General features: G+C 30.5%; 26 protein-coding genes. 11 read left to right on the top strand and 15 right to left on the bottom strand.

Annotated features, from left to right (window positions below; all coding sequences use genetic code 11):
* Positions 1-22: 22 nt before the first annotated feature.
* Both SJY17_RS03010 and SJY17_RS03005 read left to right on the top strand, forming a co-directional pair.
* Positions 23-1,885 (top strand): SulP family inorganic anion transporter, encoded by a 1,863-nt coding sequence (locus SJY17_RS03010; protein WP_397363981.1) that lies wholly within the window; start codon positions 23-25, stop codon positions 1,883-1,885.
* Positions 1,886-1,938: 53 nt separating this feature from the next.
* Entirely contained in the window at positions 1,939-2,568 is a 630-nt protein-coding gene (locus tag SJY17_RS03005; RefSeq protein WP_397363980.1) for a carbonic anhydrase family protein, read from the top strand.
* Positions 2,569-2,621: 53 nt separating this feature from the next.
* Here the strand turns inward: SJY17_RS03005 and SJY17_RS03000 are convergent, their stop codons facing one another.
* Complete coding sequence (locus SJY17_RS03000; protein WP_397363979.1) at positions 2,622-3,161, bottom strand: CvpA family protein; 540 nt, start codon at positions 3,159-3,161, stop codon at positions 2,622-2,624.
* A gap of 51 nt (positions 3,162-3,212) precedes the next feature.
* Between SJY17_RS03000 and SJY17_RS02995 the strand changes: the two genes are divergently transcribed.
* Positions 3,213-3,569, top strand: a complete 357-nt coding sequence (locus SJY17_RS02995) for a hypothetical protein (protein WP_397363978.1) — start codon at positions 3,213-3,215, stop codon at positions 3,567-3,569.
* Between the two features lie 56 nt (positions 3,570-3,625).
* Positions 3,626-4,645 (top strand): phenylalanine--tRNA ligase subunit alpha, encoded by a 1,020-nt coding sequence (pheS, locus tag SJY17_RS02990; RefSeq protein ID WP_397363977.1) that lies wholly within the window; start codon positions 3,626-3,628, stop codon positions 4,643-4,645.
* A gap of 68 nt (positions 4,646-4,713) precedes the next feature.
* Here pheS and SJY17_RS02985 read toward each other — a convergent pair whose 3' ends face one another.
* From SJY17_RS02985 to SJY17_RS02975, 3 genes are read right to left on the bottom strand one after another with little or no spacing between them, the layout of a single operon-like run.
* Positions 4,714-5,028, bottom strand: coding sequence for a hypothetical protein (locus tag SJY17_RS02985; RefSeq protein WP_397363976.1), 315 nt, complete (start codon positions 5,026-5,028; stop codon positions 4,714-4,716).
* A gap of 54 nt (positions 5,029-5,082) precedes the next feature.
* On the bottom strand, positions 5,083-6,216 hold the full coding sequence (locus tag SJY17_RS02980) for a hypothetical protein (protein ID WP_397363975.1): 1,134 nt from the start codon (positions 6,214-6,216) through the stop codon (positions 5,083-5,085).
* 20 nt (positions 6,217-6,236) lie between these two features.
* Entirely contained in the window at positions 6,237-7,019 is a 783-nt protein-coding gene (locus SJY17_RS02975; RefSeq protein WP_397363974.1) for a hypothetical protein, read from the bottom strand.
* 111 nt (positions 7,020-7,130) lie between these two features.
* On the opposite strand from SJY17_RS02975, the gene SJY17_RS02970 reads away from it, so the two are divergent.
* Positions 7,131-7,526, top strand: coding sequence for a hypothetical protein (locus SJY17_RS02970; protein ID WP_397363973.1), 396 nt, complete (start codon positions 7,131-7,133; stop codon positions 7,524-7,526).
* A 37-nt stretch (positions 7,527-7,563) separates the two neighbouring features.
* Here SJY17_RS02970 and SJY17_RS02965 read toward each other — a convergent pair whose 3' ends face one another.
* Positions 7,564-8,565: an NAD(P)H-dependent glycerol-3-phosphate dehydrogenase gene (locus tag SJY17_RS02965; protein ID WP_397363972.1), complete on the bottom strand. Its 1,002-nt coding sequence runs from the start codon at positions 8,563-8,565 to the stop codon at positions 7,564-7,566.
* A 167-nt stretch (positions 8,566-8,732) separates the two neighbouring features.
* On the opposite strand from SJY17_RS02965, the gene SJY17_RS02960 reads away from it, so the two are divergent.
* Both SJY17_RS02960 and lysM read left to right on the top strand, forming a co-directional pair.
* On the top strand, positions 8,733-9,683 hold the full coding sequence (locus SJY17_RS02960) for a nicotinic acid mononucleotide adenyltransferase (RefSeq protein WP_397363971.1): 951 nt from the start codon (positions 8,733-8,735) through the stop codon (positions 9,681-9,683).
* Positions 9,684-9,972: 289 nt separating this feature from the next.
* Positions 9,973-10,467 carry a peptidoglycan-binding protein LysM gene (gene lysM, locus SJY17_RS02955; RefSeq protein ID WP_397363970.1) on the top strand — a complete coding sequence of 165 codons (495 nt, stop codon included), beginning with the start codon at positions 9,973-9,975 and terminating at the stop codon, positions 10,465-10,467.
* 231 nt (positions 10,468-10,698) lie between these two features.
* On the opposite strand, the gene SJY17_RS02950 is transcribed toward lysM, so the two are convergent.
* From SJY17_RS02950 to SJY17_RS02930, 5 genes are all read right to left on the bottom strand, one after another.
* Positions 10,699-11,103 (bottom strand): OsmC family protein, encoded by a 405-nt coding sequence (locus SJY17_RS02950; RefSeq protein ID WP_397363969.1) that lies wholly within the window; start codon positions 11,101-11,103, stop codon positions 10,699-10,701.
* Between the two features lie 83 nt (positions 11,104-11,186).
* A complete protein-coding gene (locus SJY17_RS02945; RefSeq protein WP_397363968.1) occupies positions 11,187-12,443 on the bottom strand; it encodes a hypothetical protein in 1,257 nt (418 codons plus the stop codon).
* A gap of 8 nt (positions 12,444-12,451) precedes the next feature.
* Complete coding sequence (gene nadD, locus SJY17_RS02940) at positions 12,452-13,030, bottom strand: nicotinate (nicotinamide) nucleotide adenylyltransferase (RefSeq protein WP_397363967.1); 579 nt, start codon at positions 13,028-13,030, stop codon at positions 12,452-12,454.
* Positions 13,031-13,109: 79 nt separating this feature from the next.
* Complete coding sequence (gmk, locus tag SJY17_RS02935) at positions 13,110-13,694, bottom strand: guanylate kinase (protein ID WP_397363966.1); 585 nt, start codon at positions 13,692-13,694, stop codon at positions 13,110-13,112.
* Between the two features lie 74 nt (positions 13,695-13,768).
* A complete protein-coding gene (locus tag SJY17_RS02930) occupies positions 13,769-14,629 on the bottom strand; it encodes a YicC/YloC family endoribonuclease (protein WP_397363965.1) in 861 nt (286 codons plus the stop codon).
* A 118-nt stretch (positions 14,630-14,747) separates the two neighbouring features.
* On the opposite strand from SJY17_RS02930, the gene SJY17_RS02925 reads away from it, so the two are divergent.
* Positions 14,748-15,227 carry an acyl-CoA thioesterase gene (locus SJY17_RS02925; RefSeq protein ID WP_397363964.1) on the top strand — a complete coding sequence of 160 codons (480 nt, stop codon included), beginning with the start codon at positions 14,748-14,750 and terminating at the stop codon, positions 15,225-15,227.
* Here SJY17_RS02925 and SJY17_RS02920 read toward each other — a convergent pair.
* From SJY17_RS02920 to SJY17_RS02910, 3 genes are all read right to left on the bottom strand, one after another.
* Positions 15,208-16,104 carry a DMT family transporter gene (locus tag SJY17_RS02920; protein ID WP_397363963.1) on the bottom strand — a complete coding sequence of 299 codons (897 nt, stop codon included), beginning with the start codon at positions 16,102-16,104 and terminating at the stop codon, positions 15,208-15,210. The genes SJY17_RS02925 and SJY17_RS02920 overlap by 20 nt on opposite strands.
* Positions 16,094-16,450: an arsenate reductase family protein gene (locus SJY17_RS02915; protein ID WP_397363962.1), complete on the bottom strand. Its 357-nt coding sequence runs from the start codon at positions 16,448-16,450 to the stop codon at positions 16,094-16,096. Before SJY17_RS02915 ends, SJY17_RS02920 begins: the two co-directional genes overlap by 11 nt.
* Before the next feature lie 64 nt (positions 16,451-16,514).
* Positions 16,515-16,997, bottom strand: a complete 483-nt coding sequence (locus tag SJY17_RS02910) for an OsmC family protein (protein WP_397363961.1) — start codon at positions 16,995-16,997, stop codon at positions 16,515-16,517.
* An 88-nt stretch (positions 16,998-17,085) separates the two neighbouring features.
* Here SJY17_RS02910 and SJY17_RS02905 point away from each other — a divergent pair, with 88 nt between their 5' ends.
* On the top strand, positions 17,086-17,541 hold the full coding sequence (locus SJY17_RS02905; protein WP_397363960.1) for a DinB family protein: 456 nt from the start codon (positions 17,086-17,088) through the stop codon (positions 17,539-17,541).
* Here SJY17_RS02905 and SJY17_RS02900 read toward each other — a convergent pair.
* Positions 17,538-18,281 (bottom strand): PdaC/SigV domain-containing protein, encoded by a 744-nt coding sequence (locus SJY17_RS02900; protein WP_397363959.1) that lies wholly within the window; start codon positions 18,279-18,281, stop codon positions 17,538-17,540. The genes SJY17_RS02905 and SJY17_RS02900 overlap by 4 nt on opposite strands.
* 73 nt (positions 18,282-18,354) lie before the next feature.
* Between SJY17_RS02900 and SJY17_RS02895 the strand changes: the two genes are divergently transcribed.
* Entirely contained in the window at positions 18,355-19,494 is a 1,140-nt protein-coding gene (locus tag SJY17_RS02895) for a cystathionine gamma-synthase (protein ID WP_397363958.1), read from the top strand.
* 70 nt (positions 19,495-19,564) lie between these two features.
* Here the strand turns inward: SJY17_RS02895 and SJY17_RS02890 are convergent, their stop codons facing one another.
* Entirely contained in the window at positions 19,565-20,386 is an 822-nt protein-coding gene (locus SJY17_RS02890) for a THC0290_0291 family protein (RefSeq protein WP_397363957.1), read from the bottom strand.
* A 227-nt stretch (positions 20,387-20,613) separates the two neighbouring features.
* Between SJY17_RS02890 and gdhA the strand changes: the two genes are divergently transcribed.
* The gene (gene gdhA / locus SJY17_RS02885; RefSeq protein WP_397363956.1) at positions 20,614-21,957 is read left to right on the top strand and encodes an NADP-specific glutamate dehydrogenase; all 1,344 of its coding nucleotides are present in this window, start codon (positions 20,614-20,616) and stop codon (positions 21,955-21,957) included.
* The last annotated feature ends 33 nt before the right edge of the window (positions 21,958-21,990 follow it).

The raw sequence follows: 21,990 nt of genomic DNA, 5'->3' as shown, positions 1-21,990 counted from the left end.
TAAACCATAAAACTAATAGAATATGAAGAATTTATTTTCCAATATAAGAGGAGACGCATTTGGCGGAATCACAGCAGGTATTGTTGCATTACCATTAGCATTAGCTTTTGGTGTATCCTCTGGTTTAGGACCAGAAGCGGGTTTATATGGAGCAATATTTATTAGTTTTTTTGCAGCACTTTTTGGTGGAACAAGCACTCAAATATCTGGACCTACTGCACCAATGACAGCAGTAAGTATGGTAATTATTGCAGGTATTATAGCTGCAAACGATGGTAGTGTAGAAAAAGCACTACCAGCAATTTTAACTGTATTTATACTAGCTGGTATAATGCAAATTGGGCTTGGTTTTTTAGGATTAGGAAAATATATTAGATATATACCATATCCTGTAGTTTCTGGTTTTATGACTGCTATTGGGTTAATTATATTATTAACTCAAATACTACCTTCAATTGGTTATTATCCAAAAGAGGATATAGCGTTTGTAGAAACATTTAAACCTCAAGCAGAGGAAGTTATATTAGAAAATATATTAAAAGAAGAAGCAGGAGAAGGTATTTTGGTGCTTGAAAATTTTAAAGAAACTATAGAAAGAGCTGGAAAAATAAAGCCAGAGCAGATTTTAAACGAGTCTCAAACTATGGCAGAAAAAGTTGGTAAAAGTACTTTAGGAGCACTTAAAATATTACCAAGAGCTTTAAAAAATATTAATTGGCTAGAATTTATTTTAGCACTTTCTACCATTATTATTGTATTTGGTTTTAAACGGATTACTAAAAAAATCCCTAGTACCTTGGTGGCATTAGTAGTTGTGTCTGGTGTTGCTTATGGCTTTAACTTAGGATATAGACCAATTTCTGAAATACCAAGTGGTATTCCTATGCCTAAGTGGGAAATATTTTCAAGTTTTGAATTAGGAAGTATTACTCCTTATATTTTTACAGCTTTAACACTAGCATTATTAGGTGCGATTGATTCGCTTTTAACAAGTGTAGTAGCAGATAATATGACAAAGACCAAACACAAACCTAATAAAGAATTAATTGGTCAAGGAATAGGAAATACAATAGGAGCAGTTTTTGGAGGTATTCCAGGTGCAGGAGCAACTATTAGAACCGTTGTAAATATTAATGCTGGAGGAAAAACTAGGCTATCAGGTATGATTGCAGGTATTATGTTACTGGTAATTATGTTGGTGTTTTCAACTGTAGCATCAAAAATACCAGCAGCAGTTTTAGCAGGTATTTTAATAACTGTTGGTATAGGCGTAATGGATTATAAAGGTTTAAAAGCAATTCCTAGTTTACCAAAAGATATAAAATTAGGACCATTAAAATTAAGCTCTGAAGTATTAATTATGTTAGTAGTTTTAGGGTTATCTACTTTTTGGGATTTAATTTACGCAGTAGGTATTGGTTTAGTTATTGCCTCTTTAATGTTTATGAAAAAAATTGGAGATTTAACAGCTAAAAGAAGTGATGTTAAATCATTAAACGAAGAGGCTTGGTCTGATGAAGGAGACTTTCCTAAAAACTTAAAAGAAGAAGTGTTTATTAAACACATTAAAGGACCATTGTTTTTTGGATCAACAAGCGATTTTCAAGCGTTAACACAACAAATTCCAGCAACTGCAAAAACTGTAGTTTTAAGGTTAGGACGTATGCAATATATGGATCAATCTGGATTATATGCTATGGAAGACATGCTCCAAGATCTTAAGAAAAATGGAGTTGATGTTCTTTTTGTAGGCTTATTAAAACAACCTAAATATATGATGGAACGTATTGATATTATTCCAGATTTTATTCCTGAAAAACATATTTTTAAAGATTTTGAATCCTGTCTACAATGGATTAAAAAAAATGTAGAAGATAAATTTTAAAATAAAGTTTAATATTATTTCCGCTTAAGCGGGAATTTAAAACATAAAAAAAAATGAAAAACATAGCAATAACAAAAGAAGTACAAGACACATTAACACCAGACAATGTATTACAAGATTTATTAGAAGGAAACCAAAGGTTTATTGACGGAAAAGGTCAATCGGTTGACAATTCTGCTTTAGTATCTCAAACAACAGGAGGACAATTCCCTAAAGCAGTCGTGTTATCTTGTATAGACTCTCGTGTACCAGTAGAAACAGTTTTAGACCAAGCAATTGGAGACGTATTTGTTGCAAGAGTAGCAGGTAATTTTGAAAATGCAGATATACTAGGAAGCTTAGAATACTCTTGTAAAGTAGCAGGAAGTAAACTAGTTTTAGTTATGGGTCACGAAGCTTGTGGAGCTGTTAAAGCAGCTTGTGATGGTGTAGAGTTAGGTAATATTACACATTTATTAAGCAATATACTTCCAGCTGTAAAACAATCTACCAATGAAGTAGAAGGTGAAGCAAACTCGTCAAACAAAGCATTTGTTGCTAAAACTGTAGAGAATAATGTAACATTAACTATTGATCGTATTAGAGAAAAGAGTCCAATTTTAAAAGAAATGGAAGATGCAGGAGAGATTAAAATAGTAGGTGGTGTATATAGCTTACACTCAGGAAAAGTAGAGATGTTTTAAAACGTTTATCTATTAAAATTTAAGCCTGTAAGATTTATATTTTACAGGTTTTTTTATGCTTCAGTTTCGCTGTTATCTTCAGGTGCATCAATTGGGTTATTATCATCACTAGCAGCTTTTATAATATCAGGAAATACCATTGGAGCTAAGGATTTTACAGGCTTGTAAAGTATTGAGTCTTTAATATCTTCCTCTTGTACAAAAGGAATTGTGTTATTCATTTTTTCAAAGACAATCAATAGTACACTTAGTATTAATCCCACTTTAAGTGCTCCAAATGCAGCTCCTAAAAGCTTGTTTAAAATACCTAGAGAGGCAAAATCTGCTAATTTTGTTAACGCTTTTCCAGCTAAACTAATGACCAATATTATAATTACAAAGGTTATGGCAAAAGCAGTAATATTAATAGTTTTCTCATCCCAAGATGTTTTATCCATTAAAAACTCTGCAACAAAATAACTAAAATGAATAGCTCCATAAACTCCAGCAACTAATGCTACGATTGAAGCTAATTCCACAAAAAGCCCTTTAAATAATCCACGAACTAAACCAAATAAAAGTAAAGCACCTAAAACAATATCAATAACAGCCATAAATTTAGATTTTAGGCAAATATAAATTAACTTTGCGACTTTAAAATAATTATGGCTAGAGACGAACAATTAAAAGAAAGATGGCAAGAAGTGGTAACTAAACTATCTAATCAATTTGCAGATGGAGACACCTTAGATTTAGACGCTATTATTTATTTAATTGGTGTGCAAGAATTAGGACAATTAGAGCGTACATTTAAAAAAGATCATAAATTAGATTTAATGCATATTGCTATTTGCAAACTATTAATGCCTTATGGATATTACGATTTTGATTTTGTAGATGAAGACGGTTGGCCACATTATAAGGTAAAAGACGAGTTACCAAACCTTAAAGCTGGTGAGCAAAGTATATTAATGAAAGAAGCGATAGTTAACTATTTTGTTGAAACTAAATTTATAGATTAGAAATTATTAAATTTGCCAATCATTTAGATACTGAAATAAATTCAGCTTAAAAGATTATGATAGATAAGATTAAAGAATTAATAGCAGAAGCAGAAGCATTTAAAGCCCAAACAAAAGATGAGGTTGAGGCTTTCAGAATTAAATATTTAGGAAAAAAAGGCTTGCTTAATGACTATTTTGCCGAATTTAAAAATGTAGCTAAAGACCAGAAAAAAGAATTTGGTCAAGTTATAAACACACTAAAAACTACAGCTCAAAATAAAGTTAATACTTTAAAAGAAGAGTTGGATAATAACACACAAGACGCAGGAATTAGTGGTGACTTATCACGTCCAGGAGAGCCAATTAAAATTGGATCACGTCATCCAATATCTATTGTAAAAAATCAAATTATTGGTATTTTTTCAAACATAGGTTTTAACGTAAGTGAAGGCCCAGAAATAGAAGACGATTGGCACAACTTTACAGCACTTAACTTACCAGAATACCATCCTGCAAGAGACATGCAAGACACGTTTTTTGTACAAACTAATCCAGATATTTTATTACGTACGCATACCAGTTCTGTACAAGTACGTTATATGGAAAACAATCCACCTCCTATCAGGACAATATCTCCTGGAAGAGTTTATAGAAATGAAGCAATATCTGCTAGATCACATTGTTTTTTCCATCAAGTGGAAGGATTGTATATAGATAAGGATGTTAGTTTTGCAGATTTAAAACAAACCTTACAATATTTTACAACAGAGCTATTTGGAAAGTCTAAAATTAGATTACGTCCATCATATTTCCCATTTACAGAACCTAGCGCAGAAATAGATGTGTTTTGGGGATTAGAAACAGAAACTGATTATAAAATTACCAAAGGAACCGGTTGGTTAGAAATTGGTGGTTGTGGTATGGTAGACCCAAATGTATTAACCAATTGTGGTATAGATGCAGAAGAATATTCTGGATTTGCATTTGGTGTTGGTATAGATCGTATAGCTATGTTATTACACCAAATTAGTGATATTAGATTGCTAAGCGAAAACGATGTTAGATTTTTAGAGCAGTTTAAAAGCGCATTATAAATTTAATTTCTGCTTTCGTAGGAAACATAAAAAAAGCCCAACTAAAAATTTTAGCTGGGCTTTTTTTATTAAGTGATTGCTTGTGCTTTATATTTCAAAACAAATATTTTTGCATCATTCATTGTTATTGGATAATTGATATATTTTTCTTTGGTTACTAGCCCATTTCTCTCTTCTATATTTTTATATATATGGTGATATAGAAAACCATTTTCTATTAGAAATTTAGATACATCCCAAGCTTTTAAGTCTGTTTTTTTTGGAGGTCTAAATTTGTGATTTACAATCTTCATTTTTCGTCCACATTCAGAACAGTTCTGTTCAAAACTAGTATTATCGTTAAATGCTTTTCTACAATTTAGACAAACTTTTTTATAGCCCATTTTAATTCGACAGGTTAAATTTTACTCTCCTATTTTTAAGTATTACAACTAATCTTACTTCAAAATAATCTCATAAGGTGCCTCGTTATTTAACGAGTAATTACCAGAAATATCTTCAATTACTTTTTCTTCTTTTGTATTAAAATAAGTAATTCTAAACTGCTTTATTTGATCTTCTGGGTAAGAGTTAATTGTTAACTCTATTAACCCATTAGCATCGCTAGTTTTACTTTCTTTAAACTTATATTCTGTTAACACATCTATAGTTACTTGGGTTGCTTGTCCACCAACGTTTAAAAACTTAGCTTTAAAAAATTGCGCTTCTTTTTCAGGTTCGTTTACATAATTTAAATGCTGCTGGTTGGTGTTTTGATGTTTGTTTCTGTAAAACCCTAAATGGATATTATTGCTAACATCATCTAAAAAAGTATTATACCCTTTTTTCTCTGCATTATCAAAGTATTTACAAGACTCACTAGTATGTAATCTAGTAATTTCAACTTCTTTACTATATCTTTTTCTGTTTTTATAATTTTTAAAAGCAACTACAGAGCGTTTAAATAAATAAAACACAAATAAACCAGCAAGCACTTCTAATACATAAAATAATACTGGTAAAATATCTTGTATTCCAAAAGCAGATTCGCGTATTCCTGCTGCTATTTCTCTTGCGACACGTTCTTTAGAAAAGTAGAAAATGGCTCCTCCAATTGCAATAAATAAAATAACGCCAAAAATAAACTGTCCTCTTGCATGTCTAAAAACACCTTTAATTATATCAGAATCTGGTGTTGATGCGTTGGATGCTATCTTTTTTTCTTCGTAAAAACGTTTGTTTCTGGTATGAGAACTTAACATACCTACTAAAAGCTCTGCAATAACAATAGAGATAAAAATAATACCAATACCAATAACCCAAGGTGCTTGTGGTAAAATATCACGATAAATCTCGCGACTAAAATAGTATTCTAAAACACAAATAACTACAAACGAAATTGTAAAAGGTACAACATAAGCATTAGACATTATTTTGTCCCATTGACTTAATTTTTCTTCCTCAGGTTTTAAAATTTCAAAAGTATCTCTTGCTCTTTTTGAAGCAGAATTTGCTCTTGCTGCGACTTCGTCTGATATTGAATATAGGTTTTCAGATTCGTCTTTAGATGGTTGGTTCCAGTTAACAATCATAGATTAATAGTGTGGTTATTTTATAAACATTCAAAGTCTTCAAGGTAGCTAAAAAAGCCTTCTTTTCCTTCAAATTCGTTAATTTCTGCTCCTCCAAAAACAGAGGTGTCTTTCCAACCTACTAAATACAATTCTGCATTATCTGTAAGTTGTAAAGTGTTTTTAATTTTTTCAATTCTTCCAGATTTGACTGGCTCGTTAACTCCATCTGTAAATAAAGCAACAATTATCTGGTCATAATCTTCAATATTTGGTTCTTTTAAAAGCTTATTAATATGCTCAAAAGCTAAGTCTATGTTAGTAATATCATTTCCTTTATAAGGTTTATAAGTTAAAATTGAAGACTCTAATGTTTTAGATAAAAAGGTATTAAGCCTAGATTGGTTTTTCTTTTTAATCTTTTCGTTTTTTGCTTTAATTTTTTCGTTATGTTTTTTTTGTTTTGCTTGCTCTGTTAACGTTGGGTTGTCTGACGTTAAAATGTTTTCAAAAGGTTTTAATGCACTAACTTTTAACCTAAAAATTTCTTTAGAGTTTGGTGCAGGATTACCAATTATAGTTGAGGCAAAATAACCATTACCATTTTGATTAATAACATCAATAATTGCTTGGTAATCTGTTTTATCTAGTTTTTGAATACTTTGTGACGATCCACTTCTGTCATCACCTAAAATTATCATTATTTTACAATCTGGAATATCTTCTTCTTGCATTGCAGTATGCGCTTTTGAACCACTACCTTTACAAGAAGATAATAGGATTGTAAGACAGAAAAGAAGTGAAAATGGTTTGAAAAATCTCATTGGTTATTTGTTTATGCTAATATATGTAATAAAATTATACTAAATGTTACATAATCCTTAGTAGTATTCAATATTTTTGTAATGTATTTTAGCTTTGTACATTAAATAATTATGAAAAAAGACATCCAAATTCCTGTTGTAGAAAACGTATATATTGCAATAGTTAACGAGTATAATGACATTTACAAAACCCAAGATTGGAATGCTTATATAATAAATGATAAAGACGTTGATTTAGAAATGATATTAATTGTAACTAGTGGCTATTCTGAAGACAAAATGACCTCAATTTTCAGAAAAAAACTAGATAAATTACCTAAAAAAAGCTATGCTAAAATAGAGCTGATGCAAGAAGACTTATTTGCATTAAACAACCAATTTAAAGTTACTTTTTTTGAAGGCAATAAAATGTTTGATAAAACCTTTACGTTTAGAAAAAACACGGTTAATTTAAATGCTTTACAACCAATTCCCTTAATGGAGTCTAGAGGTGTTTTGGTAAAGTAAAATATAGAAATCTATTTATTATACTTTCAAATCCAACTTAATCCAATTTATCCGTTAGTTTTTTAAACGTTTTTTTAGCATCTTTCCCCTCGTATAAAACAGCGTAAACAGCATCTATAATTGGTGTGCGAGTTTTCTTTTTGTTTTTTTCGTTTAGTAAATGTGCAGATTTTGTAGCGTAATACCCTTCAGCAACCATAGACATTTCCATTTGTGCAGATTTTACAGTGTAACCCTTACCAATCATATTTCCAAACATGCGATTTCTAGAAAAAGTGGAGTAACCAGTTACTAACAAATCACCTAAATAAGCAGAGTTGTTAATGTTACGTTTCATTTTGTGCATTTTTTTTATAAAACGCTTCATTTCGCGTATAGCATTACTCATTAAAACACTTTGAAAGTTATCTCCATAACCCAATCCATGTGCAATACCAGCAGCAATAGCATAAATATTTTTAAGCATTACAGCGTACTCTGTACCAATAATATCGTCACTAATTTTAGTTTTTATGTAATTGCTAGATAATACGTCTGCAATAGCTTGAGCTTTTGTTTGATCTGCACAAGAAATGGTTAGGTATGATAAACGCTCTAAAGCCACTTCTTCTGCATGACATGGTCCTGCAATAACACCAATGTTTTCAAAAGGAATGTTATAATTATCATGAAAATGTTCGCCTAACAATTTACCAGTTTCTGGAAGGATTCCTTTAACAGCAGATACTACTGTTTTATTTGAGATGTCTATTGTTAGTTTTTCTAATTCTGAATGTATAAAAGCAGATGGTATAACAAAAATTAATACATCTGCATAGGTTGCCATTTCATTAATATCGTTACTTAATTTAAGTTGTTCTAAATGAAACTCCACAGAGCTTAAATAACTTGGGTTATGCTGTTCCTTAAGTAAATGCTCTTTAGTATAAACACTGCGCATGTACCAACCAACTTCATCTAAATTTTCGCAAAGCATTTTTACAATTGCAGTTGCCCAACTTCCGGATCCAAAAACAGCGTATTTTAATTGTTGACTCATTAAAAATGGTTTCTTTTTCATTTCCGTAAAAAACGGAAATCTATTATAATTCTATATCAAAAATACGTAAAAATTAATTCTTAAAATTTAACTCATAATCAATCAGTTATCAATTTTGGCATAGCTTTTGAAAACTATATAATATCAATCCTTAAAACGAACAGATTATGAAGACGATAAAATTACTTTCGACCTTTGCTTTAATAGCAACATTATTTACTTCTTGTTATACAGAAGTAATAGTAGATGATTATAATGGATATAATGATCCAGGATATGTTAACATTAACCAAGTATTAAACAGTCATGAGCTGTGGTATATTGATGTTAATGAGACTATTGGATATGGCGAGTCTCCTTTTTTACAAATAGGATTTACAATATCTTTTAGAAACGGAACCCTTTATGCAAACAACAATTTAGTTGGTATTGGTAGTCAAGGTAACGGATTTGGTATTCCAATAGGATATTACAATGCTTATGATAATATTTTGGACGTAGATCATGATATTGATGGTTACGATAGTTTTGATGTGTATCAAATAGATTATAATACTATAGAGTTATACAACCCATTTACTGATACATCATATTTTTTACATGGTTACCAACGTAGTACTTTTGATTATGACTATGTGTTTTATGATAACATCCAATACTTTTTACAAGAATATGAAGCTTGGGAAAAAACATACACAAGTAACTTTGGAGCTTTAAACGAGTTTGATAACGAAAATTATTTACAGTTTTTATCTGGAGGAAATGACAATACCTTTAGAAGTAGTCAAGACCAAAACGGAATTAATCCAAACAATTTATATTGGGATTTTACAGGAATTTATGGCGTAGGAAACGTTAGCGGAAACATGTACTTAAAGGCATTAGTTTTAGATTACGATTATTTTGATAACGAACAATTTGAGTTAAGCATCTTAAATGATCAAAAAATAGAATTATATCATACAAGTTCTGGAACTATTTATGAGTTTAAAGGAAGAGGATATATAGAGTATCTAAAAACAGGAACTACAATAAATAAGACTAAAACATCTGGACTTAAAAAGCGTGTACAACGTACTAAAAAGAAAGATAACCCAAGAGAAAACACAAGAGCATAATTACATATTGAATTAGTTAGTTAGTTTGTAAAAACCGTTTAAAGCGAAAACTTTAAGCGGTTTTTCTTTTTTTATGTTACTTACTTTGTAATTTTTTCTTTGTCATTCCTGCTTTGTCATTTCTGCGAAAGCAGGAATGACAAAGCATGCATTTGTTTATAAGAAACACTAATAAAAACTATATTATTCCAATGATTTGGCACAAGAGTTGTTAACATAAGTTGGAGTTAGAAAACTAATTTTTTAACTTTATAAAATTAATAACACTTTTAAAACAACAATTACAATTATGGGATTATTTTCATTTATTAAAAACGCAGGAGCAAAAGTTTTTGGAATAGGAAAAACAGATGCAGAGGAAGCAGCAGAAGCAGCAGCTGCAGAAGTTAAAATGGAAGCTTTAGCTGCCAGAAAACTAGAAGAAACAGCAAGCGATTTAGATTTACACGTAGAGGGATTAAGCATATTTATAGACGATGATGCAGCTACTATAACAGGAGAAGCTGTAGACCAAGCAACTAAAGAAAAATTAGTGCTTTTAGTAGGTAATAGCGATGGTATTGCTACAGTAGACGATCAAATGACTGTTGCAGAAGCTGCAGTAGTTGTACCAGAAGCGCAGTTTCATGCAGTAGTAAGTGGTGACACTTTAGGTAAAATTGCTAAAAAGTTTTATGGTAACGCAATGAAATACCCAGTTATTTTTGAAGCTAACCAACCTATGTTAACGCATCCAGATAAAATATACGTTGGACAAGTATTACGTATTCCGTCTTTAGACTAGAAAATATATATTTTATATAGTAAAAACGCCAACTGAAAAGTTGGCGTTTTTTATGATTGTTTATTAAATTAGTTTAACGTGTTCATGTGTGGTTTCTTTGCGATAGAGAACTAAGTTAGTAAAAAAGAAAAGACGTTCTAGGATTTAGGCAGAAATCCGAAAAAGCACATTAAGTGACTAAGCAATAAACTATATATGTTGTTAGCTAATGGCTTCAAACAGGTCAGTTTTTTATTCAGATATTTTTTTAATTTCGCCAATGATAGAACAGGAAGATTTGACTGTATTGAATATTGTTCCAAACTTTTCGATATTCTTTTTAAGCAGATTAATATTTAAATTATTGTCTTGACTGTAAATTTTTAATTCATAATTTATTTCGTCCATTCTTGGAGGTTTTTCTAGTCGAGTTGCGTTAATCATTATTTCAGCATTTGAGTACTCAAAATTCATTAAAATTGAGAAGCGTTCAACATTTTTAAGAATACAAGCTGAAAATGACCCTAAAAACAATTCGGCTGGGTTTGGCAAATTATCGGCAGACTCTGGAGTAATCCCGAAAATAATTTTCGATGTTTTAACGTTTATTTCAGCATTACTTTTTGAAGATGAAATAGCTTTAACAAAATACTCCATAATTTAATTGATATTATTCATCTGCTTGTGGCAAACAGTTGTTAAACGAAGTTAGCTGTTTTATTTGACAAAGTCAAGGCTATTTATTTCTGTTCTGTTTTAACCAGTTTACCATTTTTATCATAAAATGTCCATGTACCAGTTTCTTTTCCATTAATAAACATGCCTTTTTCTCGGATTACTTTTGTGTCTAAATAATACTGAGTGTAATACGTCTTTTTTTGATTTTTTAACTCGTTAAAAACACGATAGGAGTTGTCATGTTTAAAAGCTTTTTTTGTAATTAAAGACGAGTCTGTTTTGATACGCTCTTCATGTAAATAGCTGGTCCAAGTAGCAGATTTACTTTTTCTGTTTGCATAATAGCCTTTTGGAAGCTTTATAATATTACAAAGACTTGGATCTTTATTAATTAATTGTTTAAAGGTATATCGTTTAAAATTTCTAGTTTCTGCATCGCTAAATAATGTCCATTTTCCTTCAAATGCGTGTTGGACTTCTGTGATTGGAGCACTAAATAATGCATCACTATATGTTAACATTGTTGTGTTTAATTGCTTATTTGTTAAGCCTTCAATACACTTTAAGTTTGATTGATTATTTGTTATTTCAAACTTATTGTTTGAAGGAGTAATAGTATTGGATTTATCATTGGTATAGATTTTCCAAGTCACAGCTTTTGGGTCAAATCTATAATCCAACTGTGTAAAATTTATGGCATCAGGATTAATCTTGGTGACCATTAAAGGTGCAGAGGATACACCTTTTAAAAAGATGTTTCCATAAAAATTAACAATAATATAAGCAGAGGTCCACGTGCTACTAGAATATTCTTTAGAATAGTTAATTGTACCATCACTTGATGGTGTATATAATAACTTGTCACTTAAATCTGTAGCCTTTTTATCTACTTCGTAATATGTATTACTAATAATTTTGTTTTTAAACTGCAGATTATTTATTCTGTTGGATTGTTCTATTTTTTTGAATGGTAAAAAGAAATCTCCAACACTAATTTTAAATTTTTCATTTAAATTATTATAAGTAAAAGGGAGTGTTTTGTCCTTTATAATTAAATTAAATCCATTTTTAGAAGCTTCAATATTTAATGTGTCTATTTTACTTTTTAGTATAACTTCACCAGTTTCCATGTTTAGTTTTTCCAAAAAACTTAATAAGTACATTTTATCATTTTTTACAATAGCAAACTGTTGGGTTTTATCTTGTAAAGTTTTTCCAGAAGCGTCTTCTACACCATATCCTTTCCATAAACTATTGTCTTCTAATTGCCCAAAAATTAAATATGGTAGAAGTATTAAAAGGTAGAGCGTTTTTTTCATGTTGTAATTTATTTGTAAAAATTCATTTCATCCAAATATGCCCAAACATGTTCTGGTAATAAAGGTTTTACATTTTTACCAGATTTAATACTGTTACGTATTAAGGTTGAGGATATTTCCATAATTGGTGCTTCAACTGGATGTATTTTTGGGTGGTTATCAAATTGTGTTTCGGCTTGACCTTCACTAATTCTTGGATAAACATAAACGTGATGGTTGTCTAATATAACTTGATAGTTTTTCCATTTATGGAAGCTTTTTAAATTATCTTCTCCCATAATAAGAGCAAACTCTTTTTTGGGGTGTTTTTCTGTTAAATGTGCTAATGTGTTTACAGTATAATTGGGTTGAGGTAAGTCAAACTCTATATTACTTTCTTTAAGCGTGTTGTAGTCTTTGGTGGCTAAATATACCATCTCTAAGCGTTGGTGGTTATCTAATAAACTACTTTTCTTTTTAAAAGGGTTATGTGGTGTTACTACAAACCATATTTGATCTAAATCGCTGTTTTCTACCAATTGGTTAGCAATTATTAAATGCCCAACGTGTATTGGGTTAAATGATCCAAAGTATAAGCCTATTTTCATCTTTTAATATAGCTTTTAAAAAGTTTTCGATACAATTTTATCGTGCCAGAAAAACCAGTCAAACTGACGTTATGTAATATTATTTATTTACAAAATTACCAACGATAGTTTCTGCTTCGTTTAGCGCTTTTTCAAGATTATCATTTTCTATAATAACGTCAAATAAAGGCGCAGTTGCTAACTCTGCACTAGCTTTAGAGATACGCATGTTTATTTTATCGTCGCTTTCTGTTTTGCGTTTTTTTAATCTTATTTTAAGTTCGTCAATACTTGGTGGTTTTACAAAAACAGCCAAAGTCTGTTCTGGAAATTTACGTTTAATACGTAAACCACCAGAAACGTCAATATCAAAAATAACATTTTTGCCTAAAGCCCAAATGCGTTCTACTTCGGTTTTTAAAGTTCCGTAAAAATTATCTCTATAGACTTCTTCCCACTCTAAAAAATTGTCATTTTTTATATGTTGTTTAAAATCTTTTAATGATAAAAAATAATAGTCTTTTGCATGCGCTTCTGTTCCTCTTTTTTCTCTAGAAGTTGCAGAGATAGAAAACGCTAAGTTTAATTGGTCTTGCTTAAGTAAATGTCTTACAATAGTTGTTTTTCCTGATCCTGAAGGTGCAGAAAACACTATTAATTTACCTTGTTTGGTGTTTTTATTCACTTATATATTGTTAATATTTATAAGGTCTAGACTACGCTTGTCCAGACATTAATAATTAAATGCCAATTATTAGCTTAAAGGACATTCAATAACTGTTCCTTAATTTTTTCTAACTCGTCCTTCATTTGTACAACCAATTGTTGCATTGGTGCATAATTACTTTTAGATCCAATGGTATTGATTTCTCTCCCAATTTCTTGAGCGATAAACCCTAATTTTTTTCCGTTTGAGTCCTTACTGTTTATGCTTTCTGTAAAGTAGTTTAAGTGGTTGTTTAAACGTACTTTTTCTTCGGTAATATCAAACTTTTCAATATAATAAACTAGTTCTTGTTCAAAACGGTTTTCGTCATATTTTTCTTTAAGTTCTTCTACACCTTTACGTAAACGCTCTCTAACACCATCTACACGTTCTGAATCCATTGCTATAACTTGCTCTAACAAGTCTGCAATATTTTTTATACGATCGTTAAAGTCTTGCTCTAAGACTTTACCTTCGTTAAGTCTGTAATCTGTAAGTTTATTTAAAGCAGATTTAATTTCTGTTTCAATTTGTTTCCATTCCGTGTCGTCAATATCTTCTCTAACGGTATTTAAAGCGTCAGGAAAGCGTACAGCCATTTTTAGTAATTCGATGTCATTACCATCATTATAAACAGCTTTTAGTTGTTGCATGTATTGCTTTACAACAGGTGCGTTTATTTGTGTTGAAGTATCGTCTGCTGTGGTTTCTACATAGATAGAAAAATCTACTTTTCCGCGTACTAATTGGTTAGCCATTAGTTTACGTAAGTCCAACTCTTTTTCTCTATAAATAGAAGGCATACGTGCATTTAAATCCAGGTTTTTGCTGTTAAGAGATTTTAACTCTATTGTTACTTTTTTTGTTGGCAATTGTAATACAGATTTGCCATAACCTGTCATTGAATAAATCATAAATACACTAAATTAAGTACTACAAAGGTAAGTAAAATGTTAACGCTTAAAAAACGTAAAAATTTATTATGCATGCATTATAAATAATTGTAGTTTTGAGAAAATTAAAGCTAAAACTATGTACACAAAAGATTTTGAAATTAGATGGAGTGATATTGATGCTAATAGACATTTAGCAAACTCGGCTTACATAAATTTTATGTCACATACCAGAACTGCTTTTTTACAAGATCATGGGTTTTCGTTAATGTCATTAAGTAAAGCAGGAATTGGTCCTGTGGTATTCCATGAGCATGTACATTATTTTAAAGAAGCTTTTTTAGGACAACCTATAACGGTTAGTCTAGAAGTTTCTGGATTAAGCGAAGACGGAATGTTTTTTAGATTTGATCATAATTTTTATGATAGTAAAGGTCAAAATATAGCGTTTTGCGAAATTTTAGGTGCTTGGATAAACTTAGAAACTAGAAAACTAACAGGATTATCTGAAAGTCTATTAGACTTAGCAAATAAATTTCCTAAAACTAAGGATTTTAAAACCCTAACTAAAGAAGATATGCGTATTCATGGACGTATGCCTAAGCATTTAACGCTTTAGGCTTTTTAGTGACTAGATATACACCTAAAAATATTAACGAAGATGCTAAAAGTTTAATACTAGTTAAACTATCTGTTTTCATTATTATAGCAAAAACACCTGCTATTAAAGGTTGCATGTAAATAAATACGGTTACTGTAGAAGCTTTTAAATATTTTAAGCCTAATGGGTTTAATAGGTAGGTTCCAAAAGTTGCACAAACAATAACAAAAACAACGCAAAACCAAATGTAGTTGGTAAATGAGCTATAATCGATATTGGTAAATTCATTATAACCAAAAGGGATAACCATAATAAATCCAAATAGAAATAACCATTTTATAAATGTAAACGGATGGTATTTACTGGTTAGTTTTTTTACTACTATAATGTATATACTATAGGAAATTGCATTTAAAAGCACCATAATATTACCTAACAGTACATTGTCTGCTGGATTAGCAGACTTACCATAAATAGATAACACAGCAGCTCCTGCAAAACCAAAAGCAATCCCTAATATTTTAATATTAGTAATTTTTTCTTGTAGGTAAAAAGAAGATAGTATTAATACGATAATAGGAGCAGTAATCATTATTACAGACGCATGTATTGGTGTTGTATATTCTAAACCTTTAAAAAATAATAGCATATTTGCTGCTACACCAAAAAAGGCAGCAAACAGGAAAACTTTAAAATCTTTTTTATCTATTTTTTCTTTAGGACCTAAAAAACTAAAGATCCAAAACAATAATGTAGCTCCTCCAATTCTTGCTAAAATAAAACCAAAAGGTTTAATAAAACCTCCAGAAATAACGTCTTTAGCAAAGGTGTATGTTAGACCATAAAAGACTTGCACAAAAAAAACAGCTATTAAAGCCCAATATCTAGATTTCATTTAATGCTAGTTTTGTGGATGCTGTTGTTTTTTTAGAGTTTCCAATAAAAATAGAGTCGTTAATGACAATTACTGGTCTGCTTAAAAAGGTGTAATGTTCTAATAGGTAGTGCTTGTAATCTTTTTCGGTTAGGGTTTGGTCTTTTAAACCCATCTCTTTATACAATTTGGCACGTCTGCTAAATAAAGACTCGTAACTACCTGATAATGCTGCTAATTCTTCAACTTGTACTGCGGTTAAAGGGTTTGCTTTTATATCCTGCAACAAAAAATCTGATGATAGATCTAGTTCTTTTAAAATACGCAAACAGGTATTGCAAGTTTTTAGGTAGTATACTTTTTTCATTTGATCTAAAATTTAGGCAAAGGTCGTTTTTTTTGGCAAAAATGGCTTAAGTTTTTTATTAAAACTAGTCTTGGCTAGGCGAAGTTTCCGCGAATGCGTCATGTAAAATAGGAAAGTTACAGGATCTAGCAATAAAACACATTTTGTTTGCTTGATGGTGTAGCGTGTTGGCTTGTGCTATCATCGAGGCCTCTTTTATAACTACTTTTGGATGTAAGGTTACAGAGGTAAATTGACCACTACCATCCTTGTTTTCTTGCATTGTGCCTTCTGCTTGATCTGTATAGTTTAGGACAGTAATATTGTGTGTTGCGCATAAATGTAAATACCATAACATATGACAGGACGAGATGGATGAAAGCAGTAATTCTTCTGGGTTATAACGTGTTTTGTCGCCTAAAAAGGATGGATCAGAACTGGCTAAAATTGAGTCGATTTTATGATTTGCTGTAATGGTATGATTACGGTTATAGGCTTTGTAGTTTGATGTTCCTTTGCCTAAATTTCCGGTCCATTGTATTGTGGTTTGGTAGTGGTGCGATTTCATTTTTTATAATTTAAATCTAAAGTTAAAAATAGAAACTTAATTACGATGTTTTTATTTAATTTAGTTGCCTAAAATAAAATTGAAACCTATGGATTTTGCATTTGATACAACATTAAAAAATAGAACTATTTTTAAACAATTTTTAGAGGATTTTTCTCTGGAACAACTTAATAAAGTACCTAAAGGGTTTAATAATAATATTTTTTGGAATGTTGCGCATACTGTAGTTACCCAGCAATTATTAGTTTATAAATTGTCTGGATTACCAATGGTAATTGCAGATGATTTAGTTGAAGCTTATAAAAAAGGAACAAAAACAGAACATAATGCTACACAAACTGAAGTAGATTTGATTAAAGATTTGTTGTTTAGTACTATTGAAAAAACAAAAGAAGATTATGATAACAACTTATTTAAATCTTATAATGAATATACTGTAAGTACAAAAAGCACTTTAACCAATGTTGACGAAGCTATTGCGTTTAACAACTTTCATGAAGGTATCCACTTGGGCTATATTTTAGCTTTAAAAAAGAATATTTAATAGTTTAAATACTCTTCTAATAATGAAAAAGGTATGGTAAATTCAATTAGCTCTTTTGTGAAGTTTTGAAGTTCAAAATTATCATAAATAATTATAACTCCATCTTCATTAAATCCAATGGTTTCTGGAAGTTTAAAGTTTTTAGAGTCGTTGTTTAAGCTAGTATAAGTAGTTAGCAACTCTTTATCATAATATTTTTTTACGATACCTTTAAAGGCTTGCATATTATTAATAATATCTTCTGTTTTTAAAAGCTTTCCGTTTGCTAAATCAAAATTAAAAAACCTAAATTTTAATGTGCTACTTGGTGACCCATTGGTAATATTACCATTCATGGCTATACTAACTAAATGGTCGTTTTGATAAGATACTTCACCATCTATTAAGGCTCCCCATTTTGGAAAATCAATGTCAAACTCTTTTACTAAGGTTTTACTAAAATTGATATAGGCTTTGTTAAAAGCTTCTATGCTTTCTTCGATAGTTTCTTTTTTGTTTTTAGCACTATCAATATTTAAAATATTACAAGCAAAACCTGTAAGTGTTTTGTTTATGTTTTGTGCAATGTTAGAATTACCATTGGCTTTTGGGATTACAATTTCTACTAAAGTTTCTTGTGCTTTGGACACTTCTGTTTCAGAAAAAGTTAAAACAGCTTTTTTTTGACAGGCAACAAATACTAAAAAGCAAGATAAAACTATGGTTAGTTTTGTTTTAGAAATAGATAATGTGTTAAACATAGACTAAAGATATTGTTCTAGTTTTAATACAACGAATTAAAAACTATTTTTGTTACAAACAAAAATTTTTTTCATGAAATTTAATACAAAAACAATTCATGGTGGTCAAAAACCAGATCCAGCTTATGGAGCAGTAATGCCTCCAATTTACCAAACGTCTACTTATGCACAGGCAACACCTGGAGGTCATAAAGGGTTTGAGTATTCTAGATCTCATAATCCAACGCGTCAAGCTTTGGAAAATGCGTTTGCAAGTATTGAAAACGGTAAATATGGGATGGCTTTTGGATCTGGATTAGCAGCTATAGATGCTATTTTAAAGCTTCTAAAATCTGGAGATGAAGTAATTTCTACTAGTGATTTGTATGGTGGTACTTATAGATTATTTACCAAAATTTTTGAAAACTTTGGTATTAAGTTTCATTTTATAGGAATGGATAATGCAGCTAATATTGAAAATTTTGTCAATAAAAGCACAAAATTAATTTGGGTAGAAACACCAACCAACCCAATGTTAAACATTATTGATATTAAAGCTACTGCTAAGATTGCTAAAAAGCACCAAATACTTTTAGCAGTAGATAATACTTTTGCAACACCATATTTACAACAACCTTTAGATTTGGGAGCAGATATAGTAATGCATTCTGCTACAAAATATATTGGAGGACATAGCGATCTGGTTATGGGAGCATTAATAGTTAAAGATAAAGACTTGGCAGATAGATTGTACTTTATACAAAATGCTAGTGGAGCAATTTGTGGACCTCAAGATGCTTTTTTAGCGCTTCGCGGAATTAAAACATTGCATGTTAGAATGCAACGTCATTGTGAAAATGGTAAGGCTATAGCCAAATTTTTAGCTTCACATCCTAAAATTGAAAAGGTATATTGGCCAGGCTTTGAAAGTCATCCAAACCATAATATTGCTAAATCACAAATGAAAGATTTTGGTGGTATGATATCCTTTGTAACTAAAGGTAATAATTATGAAGACGCTATTAAAGTAATAGAAAATTTAAAAATAATTACACTTGCAGAATCATTAGGAGGTGTAGAGTCTTTATGTGGTCATCCAGCCAGTATGACACATGCTAGTATCCCAAAAGAAGAAAGAGAAAAAACAGGTATTGTTGATAGTTTAATACGTTTAAGTATAGGAATTGAAGATGAAGAAGATTTAATAAACGATTTAAAACAAGCATTAGGTTAAACCTTAGTTTTACAAAATAAAAAAGCTCAAGTCTAGACTTGAGCTTTTTTGTTATATTTTATTTTAAAGATTAATCTAAGTAGTAAATGTAACCAACATTTAACCAAACTAACCAATCGTTATACCTATTATAATCTTCTAATTTATGATTTAAACCATCAACCCAATCGCTAAAATAATACTGACCCCTTAAATCTAACATTAAATCTGCATCCATATTTAATTTATATCTAACACCAATACTTGATACTATAGACCAAGTGCTTCCACTAGAAATGTCTATAGGAACAGGTAAGTTTGTTGGATCGTTAACATACCAAGGGTTGTAAAAATTATTTAAATTAGTAATATTTCCTGGATCACCTTCACCTAAATAAGAGGTGCTAACTTTAGGGTTAAATGATACATAATGAGCTCCTAAACTAACAAAAGGAGCTAATTTATAACCGTAAGCTTGAAAAGACCTAATACTTAATGGAAAATACTCTATTTGCATTCCAATATCAAAGTTGTTTGCTTCACCAGAGTGTGCTCTAAGTCTATCAGCATCTGCACTAGTTTGAGAAGGGTCAACAAACTCTCCAAGATGATCTAATTTAGTTTTATTCCAAGAGATTTCGGTACGTAGTTTAAAATGATCATTAAAGTAATTGTCTGTTGTGTAACAATTACAATCTGCTTGATAAGCAAAATTAATATAATGCACTAATCCAATACCAATACCAGAATTTCCTGCATTAGTTTCGTAATCCAAACGTTCACCAAAATCAGATTTAAAGGCAACTGGACCAGCAATAATCCCTATTTCATGAGAAAAACCTAGCTGAGAAAATGCAGTGCTACTAGTTAATAGGACAAGCACAGCTAGTATTAATTGTTTATGGTTAAGCATAATTAAGCTTTATTTTTAGAGGCTGTTTATTCAACAAATATATAAAATCACGACGAACATACAAATTTTACAGATAAAATGCATGATTTTATTTGAATTTTTACGATTTGATAAAACTACTACAACGATTGCGAAATTTAAAAAAAAGTAGGACTAGAATTAAAGATAATGTATCTTTGCAGTACATTTTTATGAATTGTATAACAGTATCGTAATTATTTACCTTAATGAAAAATAAAATTGAAGAATTTTTAGAGCTAGTAAAATTAAAAAATGGTCATGAACCAGAGTTTTTACAAGCAGTACACGAAGTTGCTGAGACAGTAATTCCGTTTATAGAAGAAAACCCAAAGTATCAGGGAAAAATGTTATTAGAGCGTATGGTAGAGCCAGAACGCACAATAATTTTTAGAGTTCCTTGGATTGATGACAAAGGTAACACACAAGTAAATAGGGCTTTTAGAGTAGAGTTTAATTCTGCAATAGGACCTTATAAAGGAGGTTTGCGTTTTCATCCGTCAGTAAATTTAAGTATTCTTAAGTTTTTAGGTTTTGAGCAAGTATTTAAAAACTCATTAACAACTTTGCCAATGGGTGGAGGAAAAGGAGGAAGTGACTTTAACCCAAAAGGAAAAAGTGATAACGAAGTGATGCGTTTTTGTCAATCTTTTATGTCAGAATTATTTAGACATATTGGTGCAAACACAGATGTTCCTGCTGGAGATATTGGTGTTGGCGGACGTGAGATTGGTTATATGTTTGGTCAATACAAACGTTTAAGTAACGAGTTTACAGGTGTGTTAACTGGTAAAGGATTGTCTTATGGAGGTTCTTTAATTAGACCAGAAGCAACTGGATACGGAACTGTCTATTTTGCAAAAAACATGTTAGCTACTAAAGGAGATTCATTTAAAGGAAAAACCGTAGTTATTTCAGGTTCTGGAAACGTTGCACAATATGCTTGCGAAAAAGCAACAGAGTTAGGAGCTAAAGTAGTAACATTATCAGATTCTTCAGGATATATTCATGATGCAGATGGTATTGATGCAGATAAATTAGCTCATGTAATGGAGCTAAAAAATGTAAAACGTGCTAGAATAAGTGAGTACGTAAATAAATATACTTCTGCTACTTTCCATAAAGGAGAAAGACCATGGAGTGTTAATTGTGATATTGCTTTACCATGTGCAACTCAAAACGAGTTAAATGGGGAAGAAGCTAAAGTATTAGTAAATAACAATGTAATTGCTGTTGTAGAAGGTGCTAATATGCCTACTACACCTGAAGCAATTGAAGTTTTACAAAATGCAAAAGTATTATTTTCACCAGGAAAAGCCTCAAATGCTGGAGGTGTAGCAACTTCAGGTTTAGAAATGAGTCAAAACTCTTTAAGATTTAATTGGACTAGAGAAGAAGTAGATGCTAAGCTTAATCAAATTATGGATAATATACATGAATCTTGTGTAAAATATGGAACACAAAAAGATGGTTATGTAGACTATGTTAAAGGTGCCAATATTGCTGGATTTGTAAAAGTCGCAGATGCAATGCTAGACCAAGGAGTCGTATAGTTTTTTCTTAAATATATTAAAATCCCTTAACTG

It is taken from the genome of Olleya sp. R77988, from assembly GCF_044594215.1.
GTDB lineage: Bacteria > Bacteroidota > Bacteroidia > Flavobacteriales > Flavobacteriaceae > Olleya.
This window is presented reverse-complemented; position numbering and strand designations above follow the sequence as displayed.